Source organism: Endozoicomonas sp. ALC013 (assembly GCF_049310205.1).
Taxonomy (GTDB): Bacteria; Pseudomonadota; Gammaproteobacteria; order Pseudomonadales; family Endozoicomonadaceae; genus Endozoicomonas.
Genome location: NZ_JBLYNS010000005.1, coordinates 1 through 21447 on the forward strand (window position 1 = coordinate 1; position 21447 = coordinate 21447).

16 protein-coding genes are annotated in these 21447 nt (G+C 49.6%); 7 read left to right on the plus strand and 9 right to left on the minus strand.

Annotated elements, in window-relative coordinates; translation table 11 throughout:
• Positions 1-40 precede the first annotated feature (40 nt).
• From ACO6V1_RS02020 to aroQ, 7 genes are all read right to left on the minus strand, one after another.
• On the minus strand, positions 41-1294 hold the full coding sequence (locus tag ACO6V1_RS02020) for an MFS transporter (RefSeq protein WP_422465593.1): 1254 nt from the start codon (positions 1292-1294) through the stop codon (positions 41-43).
• 174 nt (positions 1295-1468) lie between these two features.
• Entirely contained in the window at positions 1469-3013 is a 1545-nt protein-coding gene (locus ACO6V1_RS02025) for a hypothetical protein (protein WP_422465595.1), read from the minus strand.
• On the minus strand, positions 3003-4076 hold the full coding sequence (locus ACO6V1_RS02030) for a hypothetical protein (RefSeq protein WP_422465597.1): 1074 nt from the start codon (positions 4074-4076) through the stop codon (positions 3003-3005). Before ACO6V1_RS02030 ends, ACO6V1_RS02025 begins: the two co-directional genes overlap by 11 nt.
• Before the next feature lie 199 nt (positions 4077-4275).
• Entirely contained in the window at positions 4276-6195 is a 1920-nt protein-coding gene (locus tag ACO6V1_RS02035) for a hypothetical protein (protein ID WP_422465599.1), read from the minus strand.
• Positions 6196-6225: 30 nt separating this feature from the next.
• Positions 6226-6948: an epoxyqueuosine reductase QueH gene (locus ACO6V1_RS02040; protein ID WP_422465601.1), complete on the minus strand. Its 723-nt coding sequence runs from the start codon at positions 6946-6948 to the stop codon at positions 6226-6228.
• Positions 6949-7045: 97 nt separating this feature from the next.
• Positions 7046-8293: a hypothetical protein gene (locus ACO6V1_RS02045; protein ID WP_422446098.1), complete on the minus strand. Its 1248-nt coding sequence runs from the start codon at positions 8291-8293 to the stop codon at positions 7046-7048.
• A 102-nt stretch (positions 8294-8395) separates the two neighbouring features.
• Complete coding sequence (gene aroQ / locus ACO6V1_RS02050) at positions 8396-9205, minus strand: gamma subclass chorismate mutase AroQ (RefSeq protein WP_422465603.1); 810 nt, start codon at positions 9203-9205, stop codon at positions 8396-8398.
• Between the two features lie 192 nt (positions 9206-9397).
• On the opposite strand from aroQ, the gene ACO6V1_RS02055 reads away from it, so the two are divergent.
• A complete protein-coding gene (locus tag ACO6V1_RS02055) occupies positions 9398-10345 on the plus strand; it encodes a 1-aminocyclopropane-1-carboxylate deaminase/D-cysteine desulfhydrase (protein WP_422465605.1) in 948 nt (315 codons plus the stop codon).
• A gap of 16 nt (positions 10346-10361) precedes the next feature.
• Positions 10362-12167 (plus strand): bifunctional isocitrate dehydrogenase kinase/phosphatase, encoded by a 1806-nt coding sequence (gene aceK, locus ACO6V1_RS02060; RefSeq protein ID WP_422460692.1) that lies wholly within the window; start codon positions 10362-10364, stop codon positions 12165-12167.
• A gap of 19 nt (positions 12168-12186) precedes the next feature.
• On the opposite strand, the gene ACO6V1_RS02065 is transcribed toward aceK, so the two are convergent.
• Both ACO6V1_RS02065 and ACO6V1_RS02070 read right to left on the minus strand, forming a co-directional pair.
• Complete coding sequence (locus ACO6V1_RS02065) at positions 12187-12759, minus strand: PhnA domain-containing protein (RefSeq protein WP_422446090.1); 573 nt, start codon at positions 12757-12759, stop codon at positions 12187-12189.
• Between the two features lie 149 nt (positions 12760-12908).
• Entirely contained in the window at positions 12909-13913 is a 1005-nt protein-coding gene (locus ACO6V1_RS02070; protein ID WP_422460694.1) for a DUF1853 family protein, read from the minus strand.
• A 148-nt stretch (positions 13914-14061) separates the two neighbouring features.
• Between ACO6V1_RS02070 and ACO6V1_RS02075 the strand changes: the two genes are divergently transcribed.
• From ACO6V1_RS02075 to ACO6V1_RS02095, 5 genes are all read left to right on the plus strand, one after another.
• Positions 14062-16539, plus strand: coding sequence for a ShET2/EspL2 family type III secretion system effector toxin (locus ACO6V1_RS02075; protein WP_422460696.1), 2478 nt, complete (start codon positions 14062-14064; stop codon positions 16537-16539).
• A gap of 91 nt (positions 16540-16630) precedes the next feature.
• Positions 16631-19141, plus strand: coding sequence for a ShET2/EspL2 family type III secretion system effector toxin (locus tag ACO6V1_RS02080; protein ID WP_422465607.1), 2511 nt, complete (start codon positions 16631-16633; stop codon positions 19139-19141).
• Positions 19142-19322: 181 nt separating this feature from the next.
• The gene (locus ACO6V1_RS02085) at positions 19323-20207 is read left to right on the plus strand and encodes an NAD(+) kinase (protein ID WP_101747476.1); all 885 of its coding nucleotides are present in this window, start codon (positions 19323-19325) and stop codon (positions 20205-20207) included.
• 21 nt (positions 20208-20228) lie between these two features.
• On the plus strand, positions 20229-21095 hold the full coding sequence (locus tag ACO6V1_RS02090) for a rhomboid family intramembrane serine protease (RefSeq protein WP_422465609.1): 867 nt from the start codon (positions 20229-20231) through the stop codon (positions 21093-21095).
• 11 nt (positions 21096-21106) lie between these two features.
• Complete coding sequence (locus ACO6V1_RS02095; RefSeq protein WP_101747473.1) at positions 21107-21376, plus strand: YeaC family protein; 270 nt, start codon at positions 21107-21109, stop codon at positions 21374-21376.
• Positions 21377-21447 lie beyond the last annotated feature (71 nt).

The following is a 21447-nucleotide window of genomic DNA, read 5'->3' on the forward strand; positions in this document are numbered from 1 at the left end:
ATGTTGTGTTTAAGGGTTGAAAGTGATTAAAGGCAGTTCCTCAGCATGCCGGTTTAGCCGTATCTTCGCTTTCCAGGAACTCCTCGGCATCAGAACGCGGGTCAATCTGCGCAACAATGGGTGTTGTTCGGGGTACTGGAATAAAGTGCTGCTCTTCGCTGGTGTAGATCGCAGGACGGTAAGCCATCCGAATCAGGAAGAAAAGACCGGTAACGCCCATCACCGTGATGAAATACAGCATCAGGCCTTCAGGAATATGGCTCATAAACAGTGAAGCGAAGATCGGGCCGATACACGAACCAAGGCTGTAGGCCAGCAGAAGTCCCTGGGTGCCGGCAACAATATCATCCGGGTGCATATGATCACAGCCGTGGCTGATGGCCAGTGGATAGAGCGTGAAGGTAGCGCCGCCAAACAGAAACAGTGCTGGATAATACAGCCAGCTCTCGTGGGAACTGAGGATCAGGGCAAAGCAAATAGCACAGCCAGCCAGGGCAACCAGAACCAACATTTTACGCCGATCAATAATATCGGACAGGTAGCCTACTGGAAATTGCAGTGCCATGCCGCCAATCATGGTGATGGCCAGAAAGAGCGCTACGGTGTGATCATCACTGCCGCTGAGATCGGCCAGGTAGATGGGCAGCATTGAATACAAACCACCCAGTATCAGGCCACCGGCAAAACAGCCGAGTACTCCGGAGGGTGTCAGTTCAAACAGCTTTCTGAATCCCAGGGTAGAAGCCTCTTCAATTTCCGGTGTCGGGATTCGGGTCATGGCCGGTGGGAAGATCGATAATGACAGCAGAATCCCGATCAGGATAAACGGCATCAGACTACTGCTATCCAGGAAGCCAACAAACAGCTGTCCGATAGCGTTGGCACCATAGAGTGACACCATGTAGAAAGACAGCACTCTGCCCCGGTTGGCGCTGTCGCTTTCACAGAGCAGCCATGACTCAACCACAACAAATATGCCCGCCACCGCCATGCCATTAAGGAAGCGCAGTACCAGCCAGCTGGTGGTATTCTCCGACAGTGCCAGGCTCAGTACGGTGGCACAGAGCAACGCCATAAAGCAGGCAAACGAGCGAATATGACCTACCCGGCAAACAATACTTTCTGAGCGAAATGACCCGGCCAGTAATCCCAGATAGTAGGCGGTACCCATAAGGCCGGCCAGAAAGTCATTGCCATCTGTCGCATTGATTCTCAGGGGAATCAGAGTCGTCAGGTATCCGCTGGCCAAAGCGAAAATAAACATGCCTGACAGTGGCGCAACAAAACGTATCATAGTTTGTAGCCCGATAACGGTGTTAACCAAATGAGCGATCTATTCCGGGTTTTATCGGCCTGACAGGAAAGCGGAATAGAGCAGCTCGAAGGGATTGCAGATGTTCTCAGCAACGAACGGGTTAAGATAATATTAGGGTTCAGAATCCGTTATTTTGAGGAACTCTGCAACTGATCAAAGCATTGTACATGCCCACCCCGCTGGAGCATTTTCATGGGCACCAGGCTTCAATATCTTCTTTGGCACCAGCATTGGCCACTCTTTCAGGCGGCCATTGTCGGTGAAGTAGGGGCGCTTCTCGCCGACCACGGTGATACCACGTTTCTTCAGTACTTTCCGGGCTTCCTCCGAAGCCAGCGTTTCCTGCGTCAAGGTGCCCGGATTCATCCGTATACCTTCACTCTTCAGCCGCTGCACCTCTTGCGCCAGTGCCTTTTGCGTTGCCGGGCTCAGCAGTGATGGGTCATGTTCGTACTGCATCTTTTCCAGCAGCGTCATTCCCGCTGGAATCGCCACCTGCCCCAGATCATACCAGCTGTTATGAATGCCATAAGTGACCCCTTTGTTCTGATCAGCCTTACAGGCCAGGTGGTCGGGGTCTGAACAGACAATAATGCCAGCCTCCCGGGCTGTTTTGCGCCGAACATTGTCATTAATAATCTGGTTCATTCTCTGCATTGGCTCAGTTGTCAATTCAAAGTTTTCAGAGATCCCGGAGCCGCAATGGTCATTCAGACCATAGGCTTTGGTGTAGTCTTTTTTGCGATGATCCTGAAGTCGCGTGGTTATCCGCGCCAGATCAGCCGCACCGTGCATGGCGGCTTCCAGGTGACGTTGGAATTCACTCTTGTTGCCAGACTCGGAGGCAAACTCGCCAGTCAGCTTCGCTGGTAAATCAAGACGTGCAGCATCAAAGCCCGGGGGCTCAGTCACCGTGAATCCGGGAAAATCAGCCCCGACCCCAAAACAACGGATAATGTCCAGTCGATCCGCAAAGCGTAATATACGCAGATACCAGCGCACAGGGTCAGGCAGGTTCTGCTCGTCTTTACCCCTGTTATCGTTTTCCTTGCTGACCATCGCCTGGGCCATATTACCCAGCAGCGGTTCAGGGTAGTGCCCGGTCAGGTCCCGTATGAAATAGCCCGCAGACCTTGTTTCTTCCGCTGATTTGTCGACATCTTCGGCAGCGGCATCATGGTAGATAATCGCCAGTGCCAGAAGTTCTTTTTCTATTTTTTCCAGGCGACGCAGCTGAAATTTTTCCAGCAATTCCATATACCAGAGCCCATTATTCCTGGCCCGCAGAACATGACTGCAGCTGTGCAGCGGTTTCCACACGGTTGGCATGGTCTGTCTGCCAAGGCTCTTGATCACCCGTTCCGGTCCCGGGCGGCGGTAATAATGCTGCAACACCGTCAGGATGGTTTTTTCATTATCACCGACATGATCAGGCAGGACCGGCGGTTCGCTGAAAGCGTTCACCACAAACTGTAACGCTGTGGGTGTCTCAGCTGCCAATGATGTTGGCGATGCACCGGAATCGTTCTGATGGAGCGATTGTTTCAGGCGTGCATTTTCACGCTGAGCCCTCTGGACATACGTTGGCCAATTCCGGTACAGAGGATATGTTTCCCGTTGCTCCCATAGATTATCAAGCCATTTGATAAAATCATTTGGAGAAAAATCATCAACAATCATCCTGCCTTCACGATTCAAAACTTCCTTTACGAAAAAAAGGCTGGTGGATTGGCAAACCACTCTGTTTTAATCCCAGAAGTTTCTCGTAACTGTAAAAACGGGGATCACTCACCAGCTGGATGGCCTGTTGCAATTTGTGCTCAACATCTGGTGAGACGGTTAATTCCGAGCTCAGTGCCTGTGTCCGCAAAGACATTGGCAGCAGATTTAACATGGCTCTGAAATTTTCTGGGGGTATGCCCTGTGAAATCGCAAAATAATCCAGAGAATCCGCATTCGTGGCCAGGTGTTTACTGTCCAGCTCCCCATCAAAATAGACCTGAACAGAACCTGTTCGGTGGCAATAAACAACCAGAGGCAATGATTCAAGCTCCAATGCCTCCTCACACTGACGCTTGTGCCGCAGGGTATCGGCAATATTTATCTGTGCATCAAGGTATACAACGAAGCATTTGATGTCTTCTTTGCCGTATTTGGTGAGCACCAGTTCCGGGTAATCCAGTTCAGGGGTGTCATTGCCGGGTTTCAATTTTGGTAAACTGAACGTTCCATCTTTTTGCAGGTGTCCCGAGGTGAAACGATGAGGATAAGCTCTCCAGGTGACTTGTTCGCCATGCTCTCGACGTCTATGAAACATTGTTGGCAGATCAGGCAGTAGCTTTGCTCGCAGTTGTTCCGGAGTCAAGCCAGGCTCCAGCAGCAGACGTTGAGTAAAAGCATCACATTTATAGACATACAGGCATTGTGGATCAACAATGCCTACCATCCATTGGCAATACCTCTTTGGTATGGGCTTGGTGGGCATCATTCCCCCCGGCAGGACGAGGGAGAAGGGTCTTGGTGACCCCTTACCTGAAAAGTACTGTTTTTCTGTATTTAAATAAATTCGCCGAAACGCCAGACGCCCACTCCTGGCGGCCCACAGTAGCGCTTGTCGCTCAGGCTCCCTGGGATGAGGAGTTCGCCGCTTGCAGTTCGATTTGCTGGCACTCCATTGGCCAGAGGCTGTTACGGACTGGGTGTCAGACTTTGGTTGAGGGCACAGGCTTGCGTAAGTCCCTGTTCCGTAGTCAACATCCATGGCAATACTCCATTAAAACTTGTCCTTCATGAGAGTAATTGGTTGGTGAAAAGTTCCATCACGGCCCTAAGGATCCGGCTTCTCTATCTTTCCAACGGTGTCATAACCGATTGAATTGGCTGAACAGGCCAACGAGTTAAGGAATGGAGCGAGTGGTAATTATGCGACAACTTCTAACCACAGAATTGACAGCAAACAATCAGTCAGACATCCGTAGTTCAGTGATCTTCGCTGTGTTACCGCCATGGATGGTCAACACATGGCCATTGATGCTAAAGGTGGCTGATATGATTGCACTATGATGGGAAGTGGTGGCTTTTTCTTCCCATGATCCATCGCTGTTCAGACCATAAACTTTCACTGTTCCATCGAAACTGGCAGTGACCACATGGCGGCCATCGACGCTAAAGGTTGCTAATCTAATATCGTTACCATTGGAGATGACGGCTTTTTCTCTCCATGATCCATTGTTCGTCAGGCCATAGATTTTCACCGTGCGATCTATGCTGCAGGTGATGACATGACGGCTATCGGGGCTGAATGTGGCATAGTAGACACTTTTGTTATGGGTAATGATGTTTTTTTCTTCCCATGATCCATCGTCCTTCTTGCCATAGATTTTCGCTTTGCCATCCGAACTGGAGGTCACCACATGGCGGCTATCGGCGCTGAATTTGGCTGAGTAGACTGTCTTGTCATGGGAAATGATGGCTTTTGCTTTCCATGATCCGTCTTTATCCTGGCCAGAGATTATCACCTTGCCATCGTCACTGGAGGTCATTAAAAAACAGCGACTATCGGGGCTGAATGTGACTGAGTTAACCTTTCCATTGCGGGAAATGATGGCTTTTTTTTCCCATGATCCATCGGCATCCAGTCTATGGATTGTTGCACTGCCCTTTTTTCTGGTGATCACCACATGGCGACTATCAGAGCTGAAGGTGACCGAGACAAAATGGGAAATAATGGCTATTTCCAGCCATGACCCATCGTCCTTCCTGGCATGGATTTTCGCCTTGCTATCCATGCTGGCGGTCACCACATAGCGGCTATCGGGGCTGAAGCTGGCTGTGTAGAGAAGGTCATCATGTGGAATGATGGCTTCTTCTGCCCATGACCCATCGTCTGTCAGGCCATAGATTTTTGCCCTCTTATCCCAACTGATGGTTACTACATAGCGACTATCTTTGCTGAAGGTGGCAAAATCGACCGTATCATCATGGGAAATAGTGGCTTTTTCTTCCCATGATCGTTCGTCCTTCTTGCCATAGATTTTCGCTGTGCCGTCGTTACTGTAGGTCAACACATGGCGGCTATCGGGGCTGAAGGTGGCTGAGCGTACCCAGTGACTGTGGGAAATAGTGGCTTTTTCTTCCCATGTTTGTTCGTCCTTCTTGCCATAAATTTTCGCATTGCCATCCATACTTGCGGTCACTACATAGCGGCTATTGGCACTGAAGGTGATTGATCTGACTTGCTTATCATGGGAGATAGTGCTTTTTGCTACCCATGATTCATCGCTCTCCTGGCCATAGATTTTACAGGCTCCAGAGTCACAGGCGATCACCAGGTGGCGTCCATCGGCGCTGAAGGCAGCTAAGTCCTTTAAACTATGACAGGGGATGCTGGCTAAAGTCTCTAATTTAAATGCTTTACATTGACTCATCAGTTTAGTGAGAGTGGAAAAGAACAGAGCAGGAAAATAAAAACACGCCTGGCGATCCATAATTGACTTGACTAATGCCTTATCCTTTGTAAAACGGCTCAACCAATTCTCGAGTTGACCTTTATTTTTTGCAGTGAGGATTGTTTCCGTAATGGCCAGGTGTGATGAAGCAATCTGGCGATACCACGCCCTTATCATTGATGCATCTTTTTTGAGCGTGTTGTAAATGCATGAATTCACCTGTGTTAAACGGGCAATATCACGAGTCTGCAAATAGGTATAAATTTTGGATTGTATTTCAAAGGGTAAATCGAGCAATAACGAAAGCTCATCCTTGTCACGAACAATGACTTCCCTGCGCGTGCTGATACCACTTCGTGCCCCTGATTGAGATTGAACTGGTGTTGATGAAAGTGCATCACCAATACCGGAACTACTCTTTATGCGATCCATAAATAGTCGACATTATTTGGCGAATGGTTTTCACGAAGATTTAGCGATAATGGCACAGTCCTCTTTTCTGTCCTGTGCATTGGTACTCTGGCCGTAAAAATTCACCAGTCTTTTTATCCGGCTGCGTCCCTGGGCCATTCGGTAGCGGTTGGTGTCCCTCAGGCTGTATACGCAGCCGCAGTATTCCTGTTGATAGAACGCTTCCCGTTTGGACAGCTCAATCATTCTCTGGCTGCCCCCTTGTTTACGCCAGTTGTAAGTCCAGTAGGAAACACCGGGGTAGTGCCCGGCAGAGCGGATGCCGCAGTCATTGATCTGTTCCATGTTCTTCCAGCGTGAAATACCCAGTGTGCTGGAGATCACCGTAAAGTGGTGTTCATAAGCATAAAGGGCGGTTCGTTCAAAGCGCATATCAAAACAGACGGTGCAGCGTTTGCCCCGTTCCGGCTCATTTTCCAGGCCCCGGGTGCGGGCAAACCAGTTGTCGGTATCATAATCAGCATCAATAAACGGAATATTGAGTTTGTCACAGAACCGTTTGTTTTCATCCTTGCGAAGCCGGTACTCCTCAGCGGGGTGGATGTTCGGGTTGTAAAAGAATACGGTCTGCTCAATACCCGATGCCTGAATCGCTTCCATCACTTCACCGGCGCAGGGGGCACAGCAGGAATGCAGCAGGATTTTTTCAGCACCATCAGGAATATTCAGAACAGGACGTTGATAATTTTCCAGGGAGAGAGGGGTGTTTTTCATGGCAGCCATACCAGTCTGACAGGTAGAGTGTTTACACAACCGGTAAGCATAGCAAAATATTGTCGTAAACCTGCTATCCAGCAGCAGAACCGATGGTTTAATCGCTCCTATTGGTAAACAGCATTTGTAATGCCCCCTGATGAGCCTCAAATAATTGATGGTAGTTTTGACAAAAGGCGTCTTCATTCGGTTCCACCAGTACCTCAATGGAAGGCGCTATACCTTTTGCCCAACCGGGTAGGTAGTACCCTTTGGCAGCACACAGTGCATGAATGATCATTTCTACAGTACCACCGGGTCCTCTGGCCGTTGGTGCCAAGTGCACATACCACCAGTGAATGCGAGGGATTACCGAAAGGTCGCCAGCCATCGCCTGATCAATTAAACCCTGAACATGCTGTAACCCCGGATTCAGTTGATCAGGATCCGTATGGATAATTAAAGCAGAGCGCTTATTCTTGCCAACATAATGCAAATAACAGTCACCAAAAAAATATTCAATTCCATAATTCTTGATTCTGGGGCTGGTCACTATTTGGGTTAGATAAACCTTATTCTCTCCTGCATTACCCACAACCACGCCATAATGTATATGATCAATTTCAAGGGGGTTTAGTTTATATTTGTCAGAGATGTGCTTGATAAACCTTTCTCCTGCCTTGGTTATGTGATTGATAAAGGATTTATTATAGGTCAGTTCAACCGCACGTTGTTTAGCACAGGAATAAGTAGAGTCTAGTGGGGTGTGGGTACAAATGGGATAATTACTCACTAATTGCAGATTATTACGAAGAAGGCCAAATTCTTCAGCACAGTCATTATTTCTGGTAATCTCAATGTGTTTACGAGTATTAATTGCTTTCTTAATTAACTCTTCAGCAGTGATTGTTCTTTTAATAATACTGTCTTTTACCCGATCAACAAATAATCTGAATTCTGAGTTAAAAACATCTGGATCACCATATGGAAGCCAATTATCTCTTTTAACCAGATGATTGGAATTTTCCGGCGGAATCATCAAAGGTGACAGCAATTGTTCATTTTTTACTGGCAAAACCTCAGTTTCTGGCGTTTTTTCAGGGATCTTGCTGGACTGCAGAGGATGGTCCAGGGGATTTTCCAGCCTTTTATCAGCAGTTACTGCTATTTTCCTAAGTGCGCCATTATCGGCTTGAGTGCATTGTTCAGGGGAATTACCGGTGGCATGCTGGATATTGACCATTAAATTTCGATTCGATAACTGTTTTACCGGTATTTTCTGATGTTCAACCGATGATGGCTGAGGGGGCAATAAAGATGACTTTGTCTGACTTGCAATAGGGGGGGGATGATTAATTGTGTTCACAACTTTGAATCCTTTGTTTTAGTGGTTATAAAAAATTTTCTGGATTTCAAGTCATCTTCGGCTTAAAAAATTCTTTTAATGTAAGCTGTCAATCAATCAGTTTTAAATCACACGTATCCTCTGAAGACATTCAAACATTTTTTCTTTGTCGTCTTCGGACAGGTGCGTTGCATTTACTAACCTGACAAAGTCTTGCTGCATGTTATTATCAAACTTTCCTCCATTGTAAAGATATGCGCTGATTTGACTCACGATCTGTTTACCAAGCTCTATCAGCCTGGGCCTGACCTCAGAATCCAGGTCACGGTATTTTTTATTTGCTGGCCTGGCAGAAGACCATTGATCAATATACCCCTGTTGAATAGCCTTGGCCGCATTCATCTGTGCCTGAAAAAAATGTTTCATGGAATCCGGGTCTAAACCAGCATTTTCAGCATCACACATGGCCTTCTTAAGCACCATTTTTTCTCTGGTCAAATCTTCAACAGCCCGATTCTCCCTGACCTTGAATAAGGCTACATCTTCCATATAAGTCAGCCGCTGGTTGATTAACTCAAAGATGCCATGTAATTGCTGATTTTTGCCCGGTAAAACCTCAGTTACTGGTGTTGTTTCAGGGGGGGTATCGGGCTGTAGAGTAAAGCCTGTAGAATTTACCAGCCTGTTTTGTTCAGTTATTGCAACTTTTTGAAACGTGCCATCACTGGCTTGGGCACATTGTTTCGGAGAATGCTTGATATTTACCATTAAATCTGGATCTGTTAGCGGTTTTACCGGTTTTTTTTTATCTTCAACCGATGATGGCGGAGGATATTTGGAATTTGTCGGACTTATCGTAGTGGATGCTTGATTAACCGGGTTCACAGATTCGAGTCCTTTGTTTAAGGGATGTAATAATTTTCTTTGATTCAAACCATTTTCAGGCTATCAGCAATACAGCTTAACAGGAGCTATCAATCAACAAACTAACTATGTTGTCAGTAACTCTAACGGACTGTCATTTATGAGGCAGGTTTCGGCGCACATTCAGTGAGATAAGCAGAATGAGCAAGCAGCAGTGCACAAGGCAGGAAATGGCTGGATTTTCATCGGTGGGGCAGGAATATGGTATTCGAATCTATTGAGCAATTGGCCAGGCGGGTTCCTGTTCAGCCAGTGGATACCGGGTGGCTATATGAACTGGGCGTATCCCTGGATATTTTGCGCCTGGATCAACTTGACCCCGAGATCAGCGGTAACAAGTGGTACAAGCTGAAACACAATCTTATTGCCGCGCAGCAGGAGGGCAAATCGGCCATTCTCAGCTTTGGTGGTGCCTGGTCCAATCATATTCATGCACTGGCTGCGGCGGGTCATCGGTTTGGCATGCCAACCATTGGCGTTATCAGGGGAGAGCCGGGGGAATCTCTGTCAGCAACCTTGACCGATGCGGTTAACTGGGGAATGCAATTACACTACCTGTCCAGAAGTGATTATCGTCGAAAGAATGAAGCCGGCTTTGTTCACCATCTTTTGCATCAATCAGGTTTGTCAGCCCGGGATGTGCATGTTGTACCGGAAGGCGGGAGTAATGTGTCCGGTGTGCAGGGTTGCCGCGAAATTCTGGCAGCCGGGGGCATCACTGCGGGGAGCTATGATGAGATCTGGCTGGCTTGTGGCACGGGGGCCACGCTGTCAGGGGTGGCGCTGGCTGCGGCAACAGAGATGCCACAGACGCAGGTGACCGGTGTCGCCGTCCTTAAAGGAGGCGATTTTCTGCGCGGTGATATTCATCACTACACCGGGCAGGCATTGGCTAACTGGACACTGTTGACGGACTATCATCATGGCGGTTACGCTCGCACTACCGAGGCGTTGCTGTCGTTTATCAAATCCTTTGAGATGGAGACGGCAATCCCTCTGGATCCGGTATACACCGGCAAGGTCATGTTTGCCATTCGGCATTCACTGGCGGAAAACCTGAAGCAAGGCCTTCCCTGCCGGGGCAGACGGCTGTTAATGGTTCATACCGGAGGGCTTCAGGGGCGGCGCGGAATTGATATAAAAATATAAGAGCAATGGTGCAGTGATGAATACTTCAATAGCCCGACAGATTGCCAGAATTGTTCTTGAAGGGTTCAGTGACTATCGAACACGCTTTACTGACATCACCCTGGGGGCTCGGGACCGTTTTCTGAAGGCGGACTGGAGTGCTGCACAAAATGCTGCCTCAGACCGGATTAACCTTTACCATGTTGCCGTCACCGATGTGATGACAACCCTGGCATCCCGGATTGAAGCGTCCTATCTCAGCGACAGTAGCTGCTGGCAGGATGTGCATGACGCTTACCTGGATTTGATCTCTTACCGGACCGACCCGGAACTGGCGGAAACCTTTTATAACTCCATCTACCGCAAGTTGTTCAGGGGCGAAGCGGTGAACCCCCGTCACTGTTTTATTCAGTCGGAATTTGATGGTTTTAAGGTGCACAGCGCCAGGGGCATTTATCGATCCTATGCTTTTAATGATAAAAGTAATGACCAAAGCCAGCAGCAGGGGCTGGTCAGCCAGGTTGGCCAGATACTGGATGATTTTCAGTTTGAACTGCCCTGGGAGTACCGGCGCAGGGATATTCGCAATATTATCCATGCGTTGCAGAAAGCTCAGCCATCATGGGTTCGGCGCAGTAATGTTCGGGTGGATGTGCTGAAGTGGGTCTTTTATCGGAATAAAGCCGCTTACCTGGTGGGAAGGCTGGTGGCCGGTGACGACCTGCAACCGTTTGTGCTGGCGGTTCTGAATAATGAACAGGGTGCGCTCTACGTTGACGCCCTGCTCTGTGAAAACGACAGTGTTAGTGTGCTGTTCAGCTTTACCCGCTCTTATTTTCTGGTTGATGCCCGGATTCCCTCCGAGTGTATTGAGTTTTTGCACACGCTGGTGCCTGAAAAAAAACGTGCCGAGCTTTATAACTCCATCGGTTTCTTCAAGCATGGTAAAAGTGTCTTCTATCGGGATTTTCTCCAGCATTTGCACCATTCTGCTGATCAGTTTGTCATTGCACCGGGTGTCAAGGGCATGGTGATGTCGGTGTTTATGCTGCCTTCCCTGGATATGGTGTTTAAAGTCATAAAAGATCATTTCGCCCCGCCCAAAGATATCAGCAAGGCCATGGTTAAAGACCGGTACTATCTGGTAAAAACCCATGACCGTGTAGGGCGGATGGCCGATACTCAGGAGTACTCCAATCTGATATTGCCCCGTTCCCGGTTCAGTGATGAGTTGTTGCAGGAGTTGCGGCAGGTAGCGCCCTCTACCGTTCTTGTCTATGACGATAAGGTGCTGATTCGCCATCTATATACTGAGCGGCGAATGATGCCCATGAATATCTATGTTGAACAGTTGGTTGACCATGGCAACGAGCAGGCACTGGAAGCGGTGCTTGATGAGTATGGCCGGGCGATCAAGCAACTGGCCGCTGCTAATATCTTCCCGGGCGATATGCTGCTGAAAAATTTCGGGGTCACTCGCCATGGTCGTGTGGTTTTCTACGATTACGATGAAATTATCTATCTGACCGAGTGCAATTTTCGCGAGATACCGGAGGCGCTCTATCCAGAGCAGGAAATGTCCGCTGAGCCCTGGTATTCCGTTTCACCGGGGGATATTTTTCCGGAAGAGTTTCCGGTGTTTCTGTTTCCTGATCTGGCCATCCGCAAACGTTTTACCCGTCTTCATGGTGATCTTTTTACCGCCAGCTACTGGCGCAGTGTTCAGCAGCAGATTTCCCAGGGGCAGGTGATGGATGTATTGCCATACACGCCATCACTGCAACTGAAAAAACACCATGTTGACCGGGCTGCGTCCCGTCAAAAAACAGCGCCTGTGGTTTAACAGGCGCTACTTATGGTGTTCACGCTTTTTTCAGGTACTTGGTCAACAGAACAATTCGGACACCATTGACACGGCCTTCGATCTGTTCAGGATTACCGGTCAAAGAGATATTGCGTACAGCTGTGCCGCGCTTGGCAGTAAAGCCAGCACCTTTGACCGGCAGATCCTTGATCAGCGTGACTGTATCGCCCGCATTCAATACACTGCCGTTGCTATCCAGTGTGGGGGCTGCTGATTCTTCACTGCTTAATCCGGACTCTGCCCACTCACGGGTCTCATCATCCAGATACATCATATCCACCAGGTCCCGGGCCCAGCCTTCCGATGACAGACGGTTGAGCAGACGAAATGCCATGACCTGAACGGCGGGAACCTGGCTCCACATACTGTCATTCAGACAGCGCCAGTGATGAGTATCCATGGTATTTGACTGGTTGATCTGCCCAAGGCAGTTATCACAAACCAGAAGGCAGTGGTCCGGATGGGATGCATCGCTCTTTGGCGGCACAGGGTAAACGCTCAGGTCATTTTTTGAACTGCACAGTTCACATTGAGCGCCGCTGCGCTCCATCAGAGTTTGTTCGGTAGTCATAGGAGGGAATATTTGACCAAATGGAGGGAAGGCTAGTATGCCGGTAATTTCAGAAATCTCCAATCAAAGACTTATTAAACACTACCGTAGCAATTTGCAGTTTTCCTTTGCTGTGTGAGTAATACATTGGGTCAGTTCGCCATTGATTGTCACTCATCGGTTTTAGCCACTTTCATCGCTCTCTCAGGCCAGTCATCAGGCACAATAAACAAATGCATCTGCTGTTGCAGCGCCTGATGGATTGCCCTGATATACACCGGTCGTTTTTGCGGTTGCAGCTGGCGTATCAGCGCATCCTGATCGAGCAACTCTGCAACAGGGTTCTGATTCAACCACTGCACTTTCTGAGGTATCTGGAAGCGGATATCCCTGCTGATGGACCGGGTACCCAGAAGGAAATGGCTTTGGGTTAACCAATAACCTTTCAGGTGATTCTGGTTGCAATACTCCGGTGGCGGGCATTGCGCTGTTATATGCTGTTCTGCCTGAGTTATCAGTTGGATGTCGTTCAGTTGCGGTATGGCTGTTTTATCTGTGCGGTACAGGGGATAAAAAAGCCTTCCCTGTATCAGGATCTCTTTAGCAACCGGCTGGACAATACCCAGCGTTAATAATGTTTCCTGCCCTTCATGGCTATCACTCAACAGGGCTTGATGATGGAGCAGGCGATCCATCTTGCGATCCAGCCGGTCCCTGAGTCCGGGACCGACCCAATGTTGCCATGAAGACCCCACGGCATTGTCAGCTTCACCAGGCATACCCAGATAAAATTTAACGGCCAGTTCCCGATGGATAAACCGGTTTTTCCGCTGGTAGATAAGGTCATATTCACCCAGTGTGGCAGGCTGACCATTTTTCTCGCCATTCACCTGCAGGTTAGCGACGATGGTCTGGCTATCAGGCAGCTGGCTCAGCAGGAATTGCCATAAGGTTTCGTTGAAAATGCCGAGCAGGGGATTGCCTTTTTGGTTAACCAGACTTTCCAAAAGGGCCAGTTGCTGTTGATCAAGAATCACCGGGGCTGTTCCGGCCGGTAAGGGGGAGTCCAGAAATAGAGGACTGGCCGTACTATTAAATAATGGCGGGCTGTTTTGTACCCATTCTACTGCCTGTTGTAGAGTGCGATGTATGCTTTGATGTGAAAATCTGTTCATACTGACGTTTATATACTATTACATGGTTTCAATGTAATTGATGGGTTCTTTTTATCAATGGCCTCCAAACTCTGTTCGTCCTGAGGAGCAGAAGTACGCTAAGGGTGAGCGGAGATTGTACACATCAAAATCATCGAAATAATGTACTATGGATAATATCAGTCAGAATCCACCTTGTTCATCTGCTGAAATACCTCAGAAGGATTCTCAATCTGTCAAGACAATCCTCACTGGATTTTCGCGAGCTGTTAAGTCTGTTGATCCAAAAAACATTCCCGGTGAAAAGAAAAGTAAGTCAGTAAATGTTCCCCAACATGTATCTCTGATTAGCCGTAAAGTCGAACAACTTAACCATCAGGGACGCACTTACCTGTTGCAGGTGGATAAGCCCCTGGATAGTGGCAATACAACCACAGAGTCTTCGGCCCTGCCTGTTAATACCTCCGGGATTTTGCAATACGTATCAAAGGGCGACATGAGAAGATTCAACGGCAGGGCGAACAGTCTCTTTGATCATAAACCGATTGCTTGCAGGCATTTGGCCTATGCGTTTGCTACAGGCAAGTTTGGCACGAAAGATGGTGGCAAATTCACGTCCATTGATCGGCTTGATAAAATTTCCCGTCACAGCGGTATTAAAATGGATCAGGCCCTGAATGACACCACGGCTCATGGATATAAAACTGCACAGGAAGGTTATTACTTTGACCGGGCTGGCTTAGGCCAGGCACTTTATGCGGCTTGTCAACAGCAGCTGGTCGATAGCGAACAAAATAAAACCTATCTGTTTTCGTCACCGAACCATTTGATGGCTCTAAAGATAAACTGGTCGCCTGAGCGACCGGAAATAAAACTGGCCTTTTATGATCCCAACGACACCCTGAGAGTCCGACGACTCATCGTCCCTGACCTGCAAACCCTTAAGGCAATTAAAATAGAGCACCTTTTCCCGGATTCTTATTCAATCAAATTATATTACCCCGAGCCTTCTTTGGGGGGATGTTTAACTACGACAACGGTTGAGAGCCGGGCCGGTAACTCGTTGGTCAGGATTCTGGCGGATATGAATTCGTCCATCCTGTTTTTAATGCTCAGGAATGGACATTTTTCTTCGAAAACGGTGGATCAATTCATGGGGCAACTGAACCGGCTTGATCCATATAATCAAAAGATTGCCCTGATGGCGAAATCCGACAGTGGTTTTTCCGGGCTCTACGTAGCACTGCAAAATGGCCATGGTGAGTGTGTGGTGAGTTACCTGGATCGGGTCCTGGCCAGCTCCCTGAGCGACGAGGTCAAACTGAATCTGCTGATGGCGAAGTCCCCCAAGGGTTTTTCCGGGTTCTGTGTGGCGTTGCAAAACGGCCATGGTGAGTGCGTCAGGATTTACTGGGATCGGGTGATGGCCAGCCCCTTCAGCGAGGAGGTCAAACAGGGCTTGCTGAGGGCGAAATCCGACTGGGGTTTCGCCGGGCTCTGCCTGGCATTGCAAAACGGCCACGGGGAGTGCGTGAGGAGTTACTGTGATCGGGTGATGGCCAGCCCATTCAGCGACGAGGTCAAACTGGATCTGCTGATGGCGAAATCCGACAGTGGTTTTTCCGGGCTCTACGTAGCACTGCAGAATGGCCATGGTGAGTGCGTCAGGATTTACTGGGATCGGGTGATGGCCAGCCCCTTCAGCGAGGAGGTCAAACAGGACCTGCTGATGGCGAAATCCGACAGGGGTTTTCCCGGGCTCTGCATAGCACTGCAAAACTGCCATGGTGAGTGCGTCAGGATTTACTGGGATCGGGTGATGGCCAGTCCCTTCAGTGACGAGGTCAAACTGGACCTGCTGATGGCGAAATCTGACAGGGGTTTCCCAGGGCTCTACGTAGCACTGGAAAAAGGCCATGGTGAGTGCGTCAGGATTTACTGGGATCGGGTGATGGCCAGCTCCTTTAGCGAGGAGGTCAAACAGGACCTGCTGATGGCGAAATCCGACTGTGGTTTTCCAGGGCTCTGCGTGGCACTTAAAACTGGCCACGGGGAGTGCGTGAAGAGTTACCTGGATCGAGTCCTGGCCAGCTCCTTCAGCGACGAAGTCAAACAGGGCTTGCTGCGGGCGAAATCCGGCAGTGGTTTTCCCGGGCTCTATGTAGCACTGGAAAGTGGCCATGGTGAGTGCGTCAGGATTTACTGGGATCGAGTGATGGCCAGCCCCTTCAGCGAGGAGTTCAAACAGGACTTGCTGAGGGCGAAATCCGACAGTGGTTTTCCCGGGCTCTCCATAGCACTGCAAAATGGCCATAGTGAGTGCGTCAGGATTTACTGGGATCGGCTGATGGCCAGCCCCTTTAGCGACGAGGTCAAACTGAATCTGCTGATAGGGAAATCCGACAAGGGTTTTCCGGGGTTGTTTAAGGCGCTGCTAAATGGCCATGAGGCGTGCGCCAGGGATTACCTGAGTCTGGTTATGGCCAGTCTCTTCAGCGATGAGGTCAAACAAAACCTGCTGATGGCGACCCGGGGCAATGGTATTTCCGGACTCTACGTGGTGTGGGAAAATGGCAAACGGGAATGCTTCAGGACCTATGTTACAGAGGTTATCTATAGCAGCTTCAGTAACCTTGTTCAGTCTTGATAATGGTTTCGAAGCTTTATTGTGGCTGTTCAGGATGAGTTCTGCACTGTAAATACTGCTTTATTGGCCTTAATGTCTACCCTGAGAGCCTATGTATAGTATCAGGCAGAATCCTCCTCGCTCATTTGCTGGAACACCACAGAAGGATTCTCAATCTGTCAATGAAGCGACAATCCTCAATGGATTTTCGCGAGCTATTAAGTCCGTTGATCCAAAAAACATTCCCGGTGAAAAGAAAAGCAAGTCTGCCAATGTTCCCCAACATGCATCTCTGATTAGCCGTAAAATTGAACAACTTAACCATCAGGGACGCACTTACCTGTTTCAGGTGGATAAGCCCCTGGATAGTGGCAATACACCCATAGAATCCTCGACAGAGGCCCTGGCTGTTAATCCCTCCGGGATTTTGCAATACCTGTCAAAGGGCGACCTGAGAAGGTTCAACGGCAGGGCGAACAATCTCTTTGATCATAAACCGATTACTTGCAGGCATTTGGCCTATGCGTTTGCTACAGGCAAGTTTGGCACGAAAGAGGTTGGCAAATTCACGTCCATTGATCGGCTTGATAAAATTTCCCGTCACAGCGGTATTAAAATGGATCAGGCCCTGAATGACACTGCGGCTGATGGCTATAAAACGGCACAGGAAGGTTATTACTTTGACCGGGCTGGCTTGGGCCAGGCACTTTATGCAGCTTGTCAACAGCAGCTGGTCGATAGCGAACAAAATAAAACCTATCTGTTTTCGTCAATGAACCATTTGATGGCTCTAAAGATAAACTGGTCGCCTGAGCGACCGGAAATAAAGCTGGCCTGTTATGATCCCAACGACACCCTGAGAGTCCAACGGCTTATCGTCCCTGACCTGCAAACCCTGAAGGCGATTAAAATAGAGCACCTGTTCCCGAATTCTCATTCAATCAAATTATATTTCCCCAAGCTTTCCTTTGGTGGATGTTTAACCACGACAACGGTTGAGAGCCGGGCCGGTAACTCGTTGGTCAGGATTCTGGCGGATATGAATTCGTCCATCCTGTTTTTAATGCTCAGGAATGGACATTTTTCGTCGCCAATGGTGGATCAATTCATGGGGCAACTGAACCGGCTTGATCCATATAATCAACAGATTGCCCTGATGGCTAAAAATGACCATGGTGTACCAGGACTGCACATAGCATTACAAAAGGGCCATGGGGAGTGCGTCAGGAAATACCTGGATTGGGTCCTGGCCAGCGCCTTGAGCGACGAGGTCAAACAGGATCTGTTGATGGCGAAATCCGACAGTGGTTCTCCCGGGCTCTACATAGCACTGCAAAACGGCCAAGGGGAGTGCGTGAAGAGTTACCTGGATCGGGTCATGGCCAGCTCCCTGAGCGACGAGGTCAAACAGAATCTGCTGATAGTGACATCCCCCAGGGGTTATCCCGGGCTTTACGCAGCACTGCGAAATGGCCATGTTGAGTGCGTCAGGAATTACCTGGATTGTGTCATGGCCAGCCCCTTCAGCGACGAGTTCAAACATAACCTGCTGATGGCGAAATCCCCCAAGGGTTTTCCCGGACTCCTTGAGGTACTGCGACATGGCCATAGTGCGTGCGTCGCGAGTTACCTGGATCGGGTCCTGGCCAGCGCCTTGAGTGACGAGATCAAACAGGACCTGATCAGGGCGAAATCCAACGATGGTTTTCCCGGGCTCTACGTAGCACTGCAAAATGGCCATGTTGAGTGTGTGAAAAGTTACGTGGATCGGGTCCTGGCCAGCTCCTTGAGCGACGAGGCCAAACAGGACCTGCTGATGGTGAAATCCCCCAAGGGTTTTCCCGGGCTCTGCGTGGCGCTGCTGAAAGGCCATGGGGAGTGCGTCAAGAGTTACGTGGATCGGATCCTGGCCAGCTCCCTGAGCGACGAGGCCAAACAGAATCTGCTGATGGCGAAATCCGACAGTGGTTATCCCGGGCTCTTCATGGCACTGGAAAACGGCCAGGAGGAGTTTGTGCAGAGTTACGTGGATCAGGTCCTGGCCAGCTCCCTGAGCGACGAGGTCAAACAGAATCTGCTGATGGCGACATCCCCCAAGGGGTTACCCGGGCTCTACGTGGCACTGCAAAATGGCTACGTTGAGTGCGTCAGGCGTTACCTGGATCGGGTCCTGGCCAGCGCCTTGAGTGACGAGATCAAACAGAACCTGCTGAGGGCGACATCCAACGATGGTGTTCCCGGGCTCTTCGAGGCATTGCAAAATGGCCATGGTGAGTGCGTCAAGAGTTACTGTGGGCGGGTGATGGACAGCGCCTTCAGCGACGAGATCAAACTGGATCTGCTGCTGGCGAAATCCGGTAAGGGTTTTACGGGGCTGTTCAAGGCGCTGCAAAATGGCCATGAGGCGTGTGTCAGGGATTACCTGAGTCTGATCATGGCCTTCAGTGATGAGGTCAAAAAAAAACTGCTGATGGAGACCTGGGGCGATGATATTTCCGGACTCTACGTGGTACTGGAAAATGGCAAACGGGAATACTTCGAGACCTATGTTACACAGGCTATTGATAGCGTCTTAAGCAACGATTCAAGACAATCAGGGATATCGTCGCCTCAGGTTAACTGAACGAGCTTGTCCCGGATTCTGATTTGCATCAAATGATCTTATGCCGGGCTTTCTTTGAGTGGATCTTACCTCTGTTGTCTGTTGTAGAACCTGTTGAAGAGTATGATGTATGCTTTGATGTAAAAATCTGTTCATGACTAACGTATACTCACTCACATTCTAAGGCGACATCACTGAGTTTATGGAACACTTCAAAATTGTCGGAGTAACCGGCCGCCAGGGGCGTATTCAGGTGGAGGATACTCTAAGACATCTGGCAGACTTTCTGCAGCAGCGGGGGGTGACCGTAGTTCTGGATGAACAGCTGGACGGTCTGTTGCCAGGTCACTCCTTTTCCATGATCAGCCGTGAGCAAATGGGGCAGCAGTGTGACCTGGTGATCGTGGTGGGTGGTGATGGCAGTATGCTGGGCGCTGCCCGCACACTGGCGCTGTACGATATTCCCGTGATCGGTATCAACCGCGGGCGGTTGGGATTTTTGACCGATATCTCCCCGGATGAGCTGGATGACCAGCTGGCAGAAGTGCTTGAGGGACGCTACCTGGCCGAGAGTCGTTTTCTTCTTGAGGCCCGGGTTCGCCGCCAGGGCAAGGTGATTGGCCAGGGGGATGCGCTGAATGATGTAGTGCTGCACCCCGGCAAGTCGACCCGAATCATTGAGTTTGAACTGTATATCGATGGGCAGTTCGTCTATAAGCAGCGGGCTGATGGACTGATTATTGCCACGCCAACCGGTTCAACCGCCTACGCGCTGTCCGGCGGTGGTCCCATTATGCACCCGAGGCTGGATGCCATTGTTCTGGTGCCCATGTACCCCCACATGTTAACCAACCGTCCCCTGGTGGTGGATGGCGATAGCGAGCTGAAACTGGTGATTCGCCATGAAAACACCATTTCCCCGCAGATCAGCTGTGATGGACAGATTCATATCACCTCGGCACCGGGGGATGAAATCACGATTCATAAGAAGTCTCAGCGTTTAAAACTGCTGCACCCTCTGAACCATAATTTTTATGAGTCCTGTCGTTCCAAGTTGCGTTGGAACTATCAGGAAGAGCGCTGTTAATTCAAGGACTTTTGTCACATTATGCATAGGGCATTGGAACTCCCCGGAGACATCGACCTGAGCGACCTATCCTACTTTCTCTATGCCCGGGGGATTCCCCATAAGGTCACAGAAGAGTCAGGCAAACAGGTGGTCTGGACTGAGAATGAGGAAAAGTCCCGTATTGTCACCAGCCTTTACCAGCAGTGGCAGTCCGGTGATTTAAAAGTGCTGGCAGCGCCCCCCAGGCCCGGTGTGAATGCGGGTGCCTTGCTCAAGAGCATTCCCTGGCAGAGCATACCGGTCACCTTGCTGTTGATGGTGGCCTGTATGGTGGTCGCGCTGATCACCCGGGCCGGTGCAAACTGGCAGGCAATAGCCTGGTTCTCCTTTATTCCCTTCGAGGTGGCTAATGGTTATCTCTACTTTGGCAGTTTTGGCATGGGGCTTGAGCAGGGGGAGTACTGGCGGTTGATCAGTCCAATCTTTCTTCATTTTGGCCTGAGCCATCTGGCGTTCAATATGCTGGCTCTGTATATTTTTGGCTGTCGGCTGGAGACTCGTCAGGGGGGTATTCATCTGCTGGCCATCATCGTCTTTACTGCGGTGATTTCCAATGTTACCCAGTACTTCTGGGGGGGCGATGAAACTATTTTTGGCGGCTTTTCCGGTGTGGTGTACGGCCTGATGGGGTATTGCATGACCCGGGAAAAGGTAGACCTGAACTGGCAGTTTGGACTCCCGCCATTTTACTACGGCTTTATGCTGACCTGGCTGGTGGTCGGTTATACCGGCGTTCTGGGTACTATTGGCTTTGGTAATATGGCCAATGCCGCACATACCGGAGGCCTTGTGGCAGGTTGTCTGCTGGGTGCCATTGCCGGTTTACTGTTTAAAGAAAAGGATTGAGATTCGATACCATGCAGTTAGATGCTTTTCTGGAGAAGATGACGCCTGCTATCCATCAGGCATTGAAGTTGGCGCTGGAACTGGGTAAGTGGCCTGATGGACGGGCCATGACGGAAGAAGAACGGGATGTCAGCCTGCAGGCGGTGATTGTTTATGAACACGAACACTTGCCAGAGTCACAACGGGTCGGCTATATGCCCGGCAAGTGCAAATCCGGTGGTACATCTTCTAAAGAGGACAGCTCTGCTGAAGAGGCCACCATCCTTCGTTTCAGGAACTAAAGACTCTCTATTTATGTTGATGTCGCTCTGTTGGTTAATAACAGGGCCGTTCTTACCCTACACAAGAGTAC

Coding starts and splice junctions, on each gene's coding strand:
- ACO6V1_RS02020 (WP_422465593.1), bottom strand. CDS start 1,294: ATGATACGTTTTGTTGCGCCACTGTCAGGCATGTTTATTTTCGCTTTG.
- ACO6V1_RS02030 (WP_422465597.1), bottom strand. CDS start 4,076: ATGGATGTTGACTACGGAACAGGGACTTACGCAAGCCTGTGCCCTCAA.
- ACO6V1_RS02035 (WP_422465599.1), bottom strand. CDS start 6,195: ATGGATCGCATAAAGAGTAGTTCCGGTATTGGTGATGCACTTTCATCA.
- ACO6V1_RS02040 (WP_422465601.1), bottom strand. CDS start 6,948: ATGAAAAACACCCCTCTCTCCCTGGAAAATTATCAACGTCCTGTTCTG.
- ACO6V1_RS02055 (WP_422465605.1), top strand. CDS start 9,398: ATGGTATTCGAATCTATTGAGCAATTGGCCAGGCGGGTTCCTGTTCAG.
- aceK (WP_422460692.1), top strand. CDS start 10,362: ATGAATACTTCAATAGCCCGACAGATTGCCAGAATTGTTCTTGAAGGG.
- ACO6V1_RS02065 (WP_422446090.1), bottom strand. CDS start 12,759: ATGACTACCGAACAAACTCTGATGGAGCGCAGCGGCGCTCAATGTGAA.
- ACO6V1_RS02070 (WP_422460694.1), bottom strand. CDS start 13,913: ATGAACAGATTTTCACATCAAAGCATACATCGCACTCTACAACAGGCA.
- ACO6V1_RS02075 (WP_422460696.1), top strand. CDS start 14,062: ATGGATAATATCAGTCAGAATCCACCTTGTTCATCTGCTGAAATACCT.
- ACO6V1_RS02080 (WP_422465607.1), top strand. CDS start 16,631: ATGTATAGTATCAGGCAGAATCCTCCTCGCTCATTTGCTGGAACACCA.
- ACO6V1_RS02085 (WP_101747476.1), top strand. CDS start 19,323: ATGGAACACTTCAAAATTGTCGGAGTAACCGGCCGCCAGGGGCGTATT.
- ACO6V1_RS02090 (WP_422465609.1), top strand. CDS start 20,229: ATGCATAGGGCATTGGAACTCCCCGGAGACATCGACCTGAGCGACCTA.
- ACO6V1_RS02095 (WP_101747473.1), top strand. CDS start 21,107: ATGCAGTTAGATGCTTTTCTGGAGAAGATGACGCCTGCTATCCATCAG.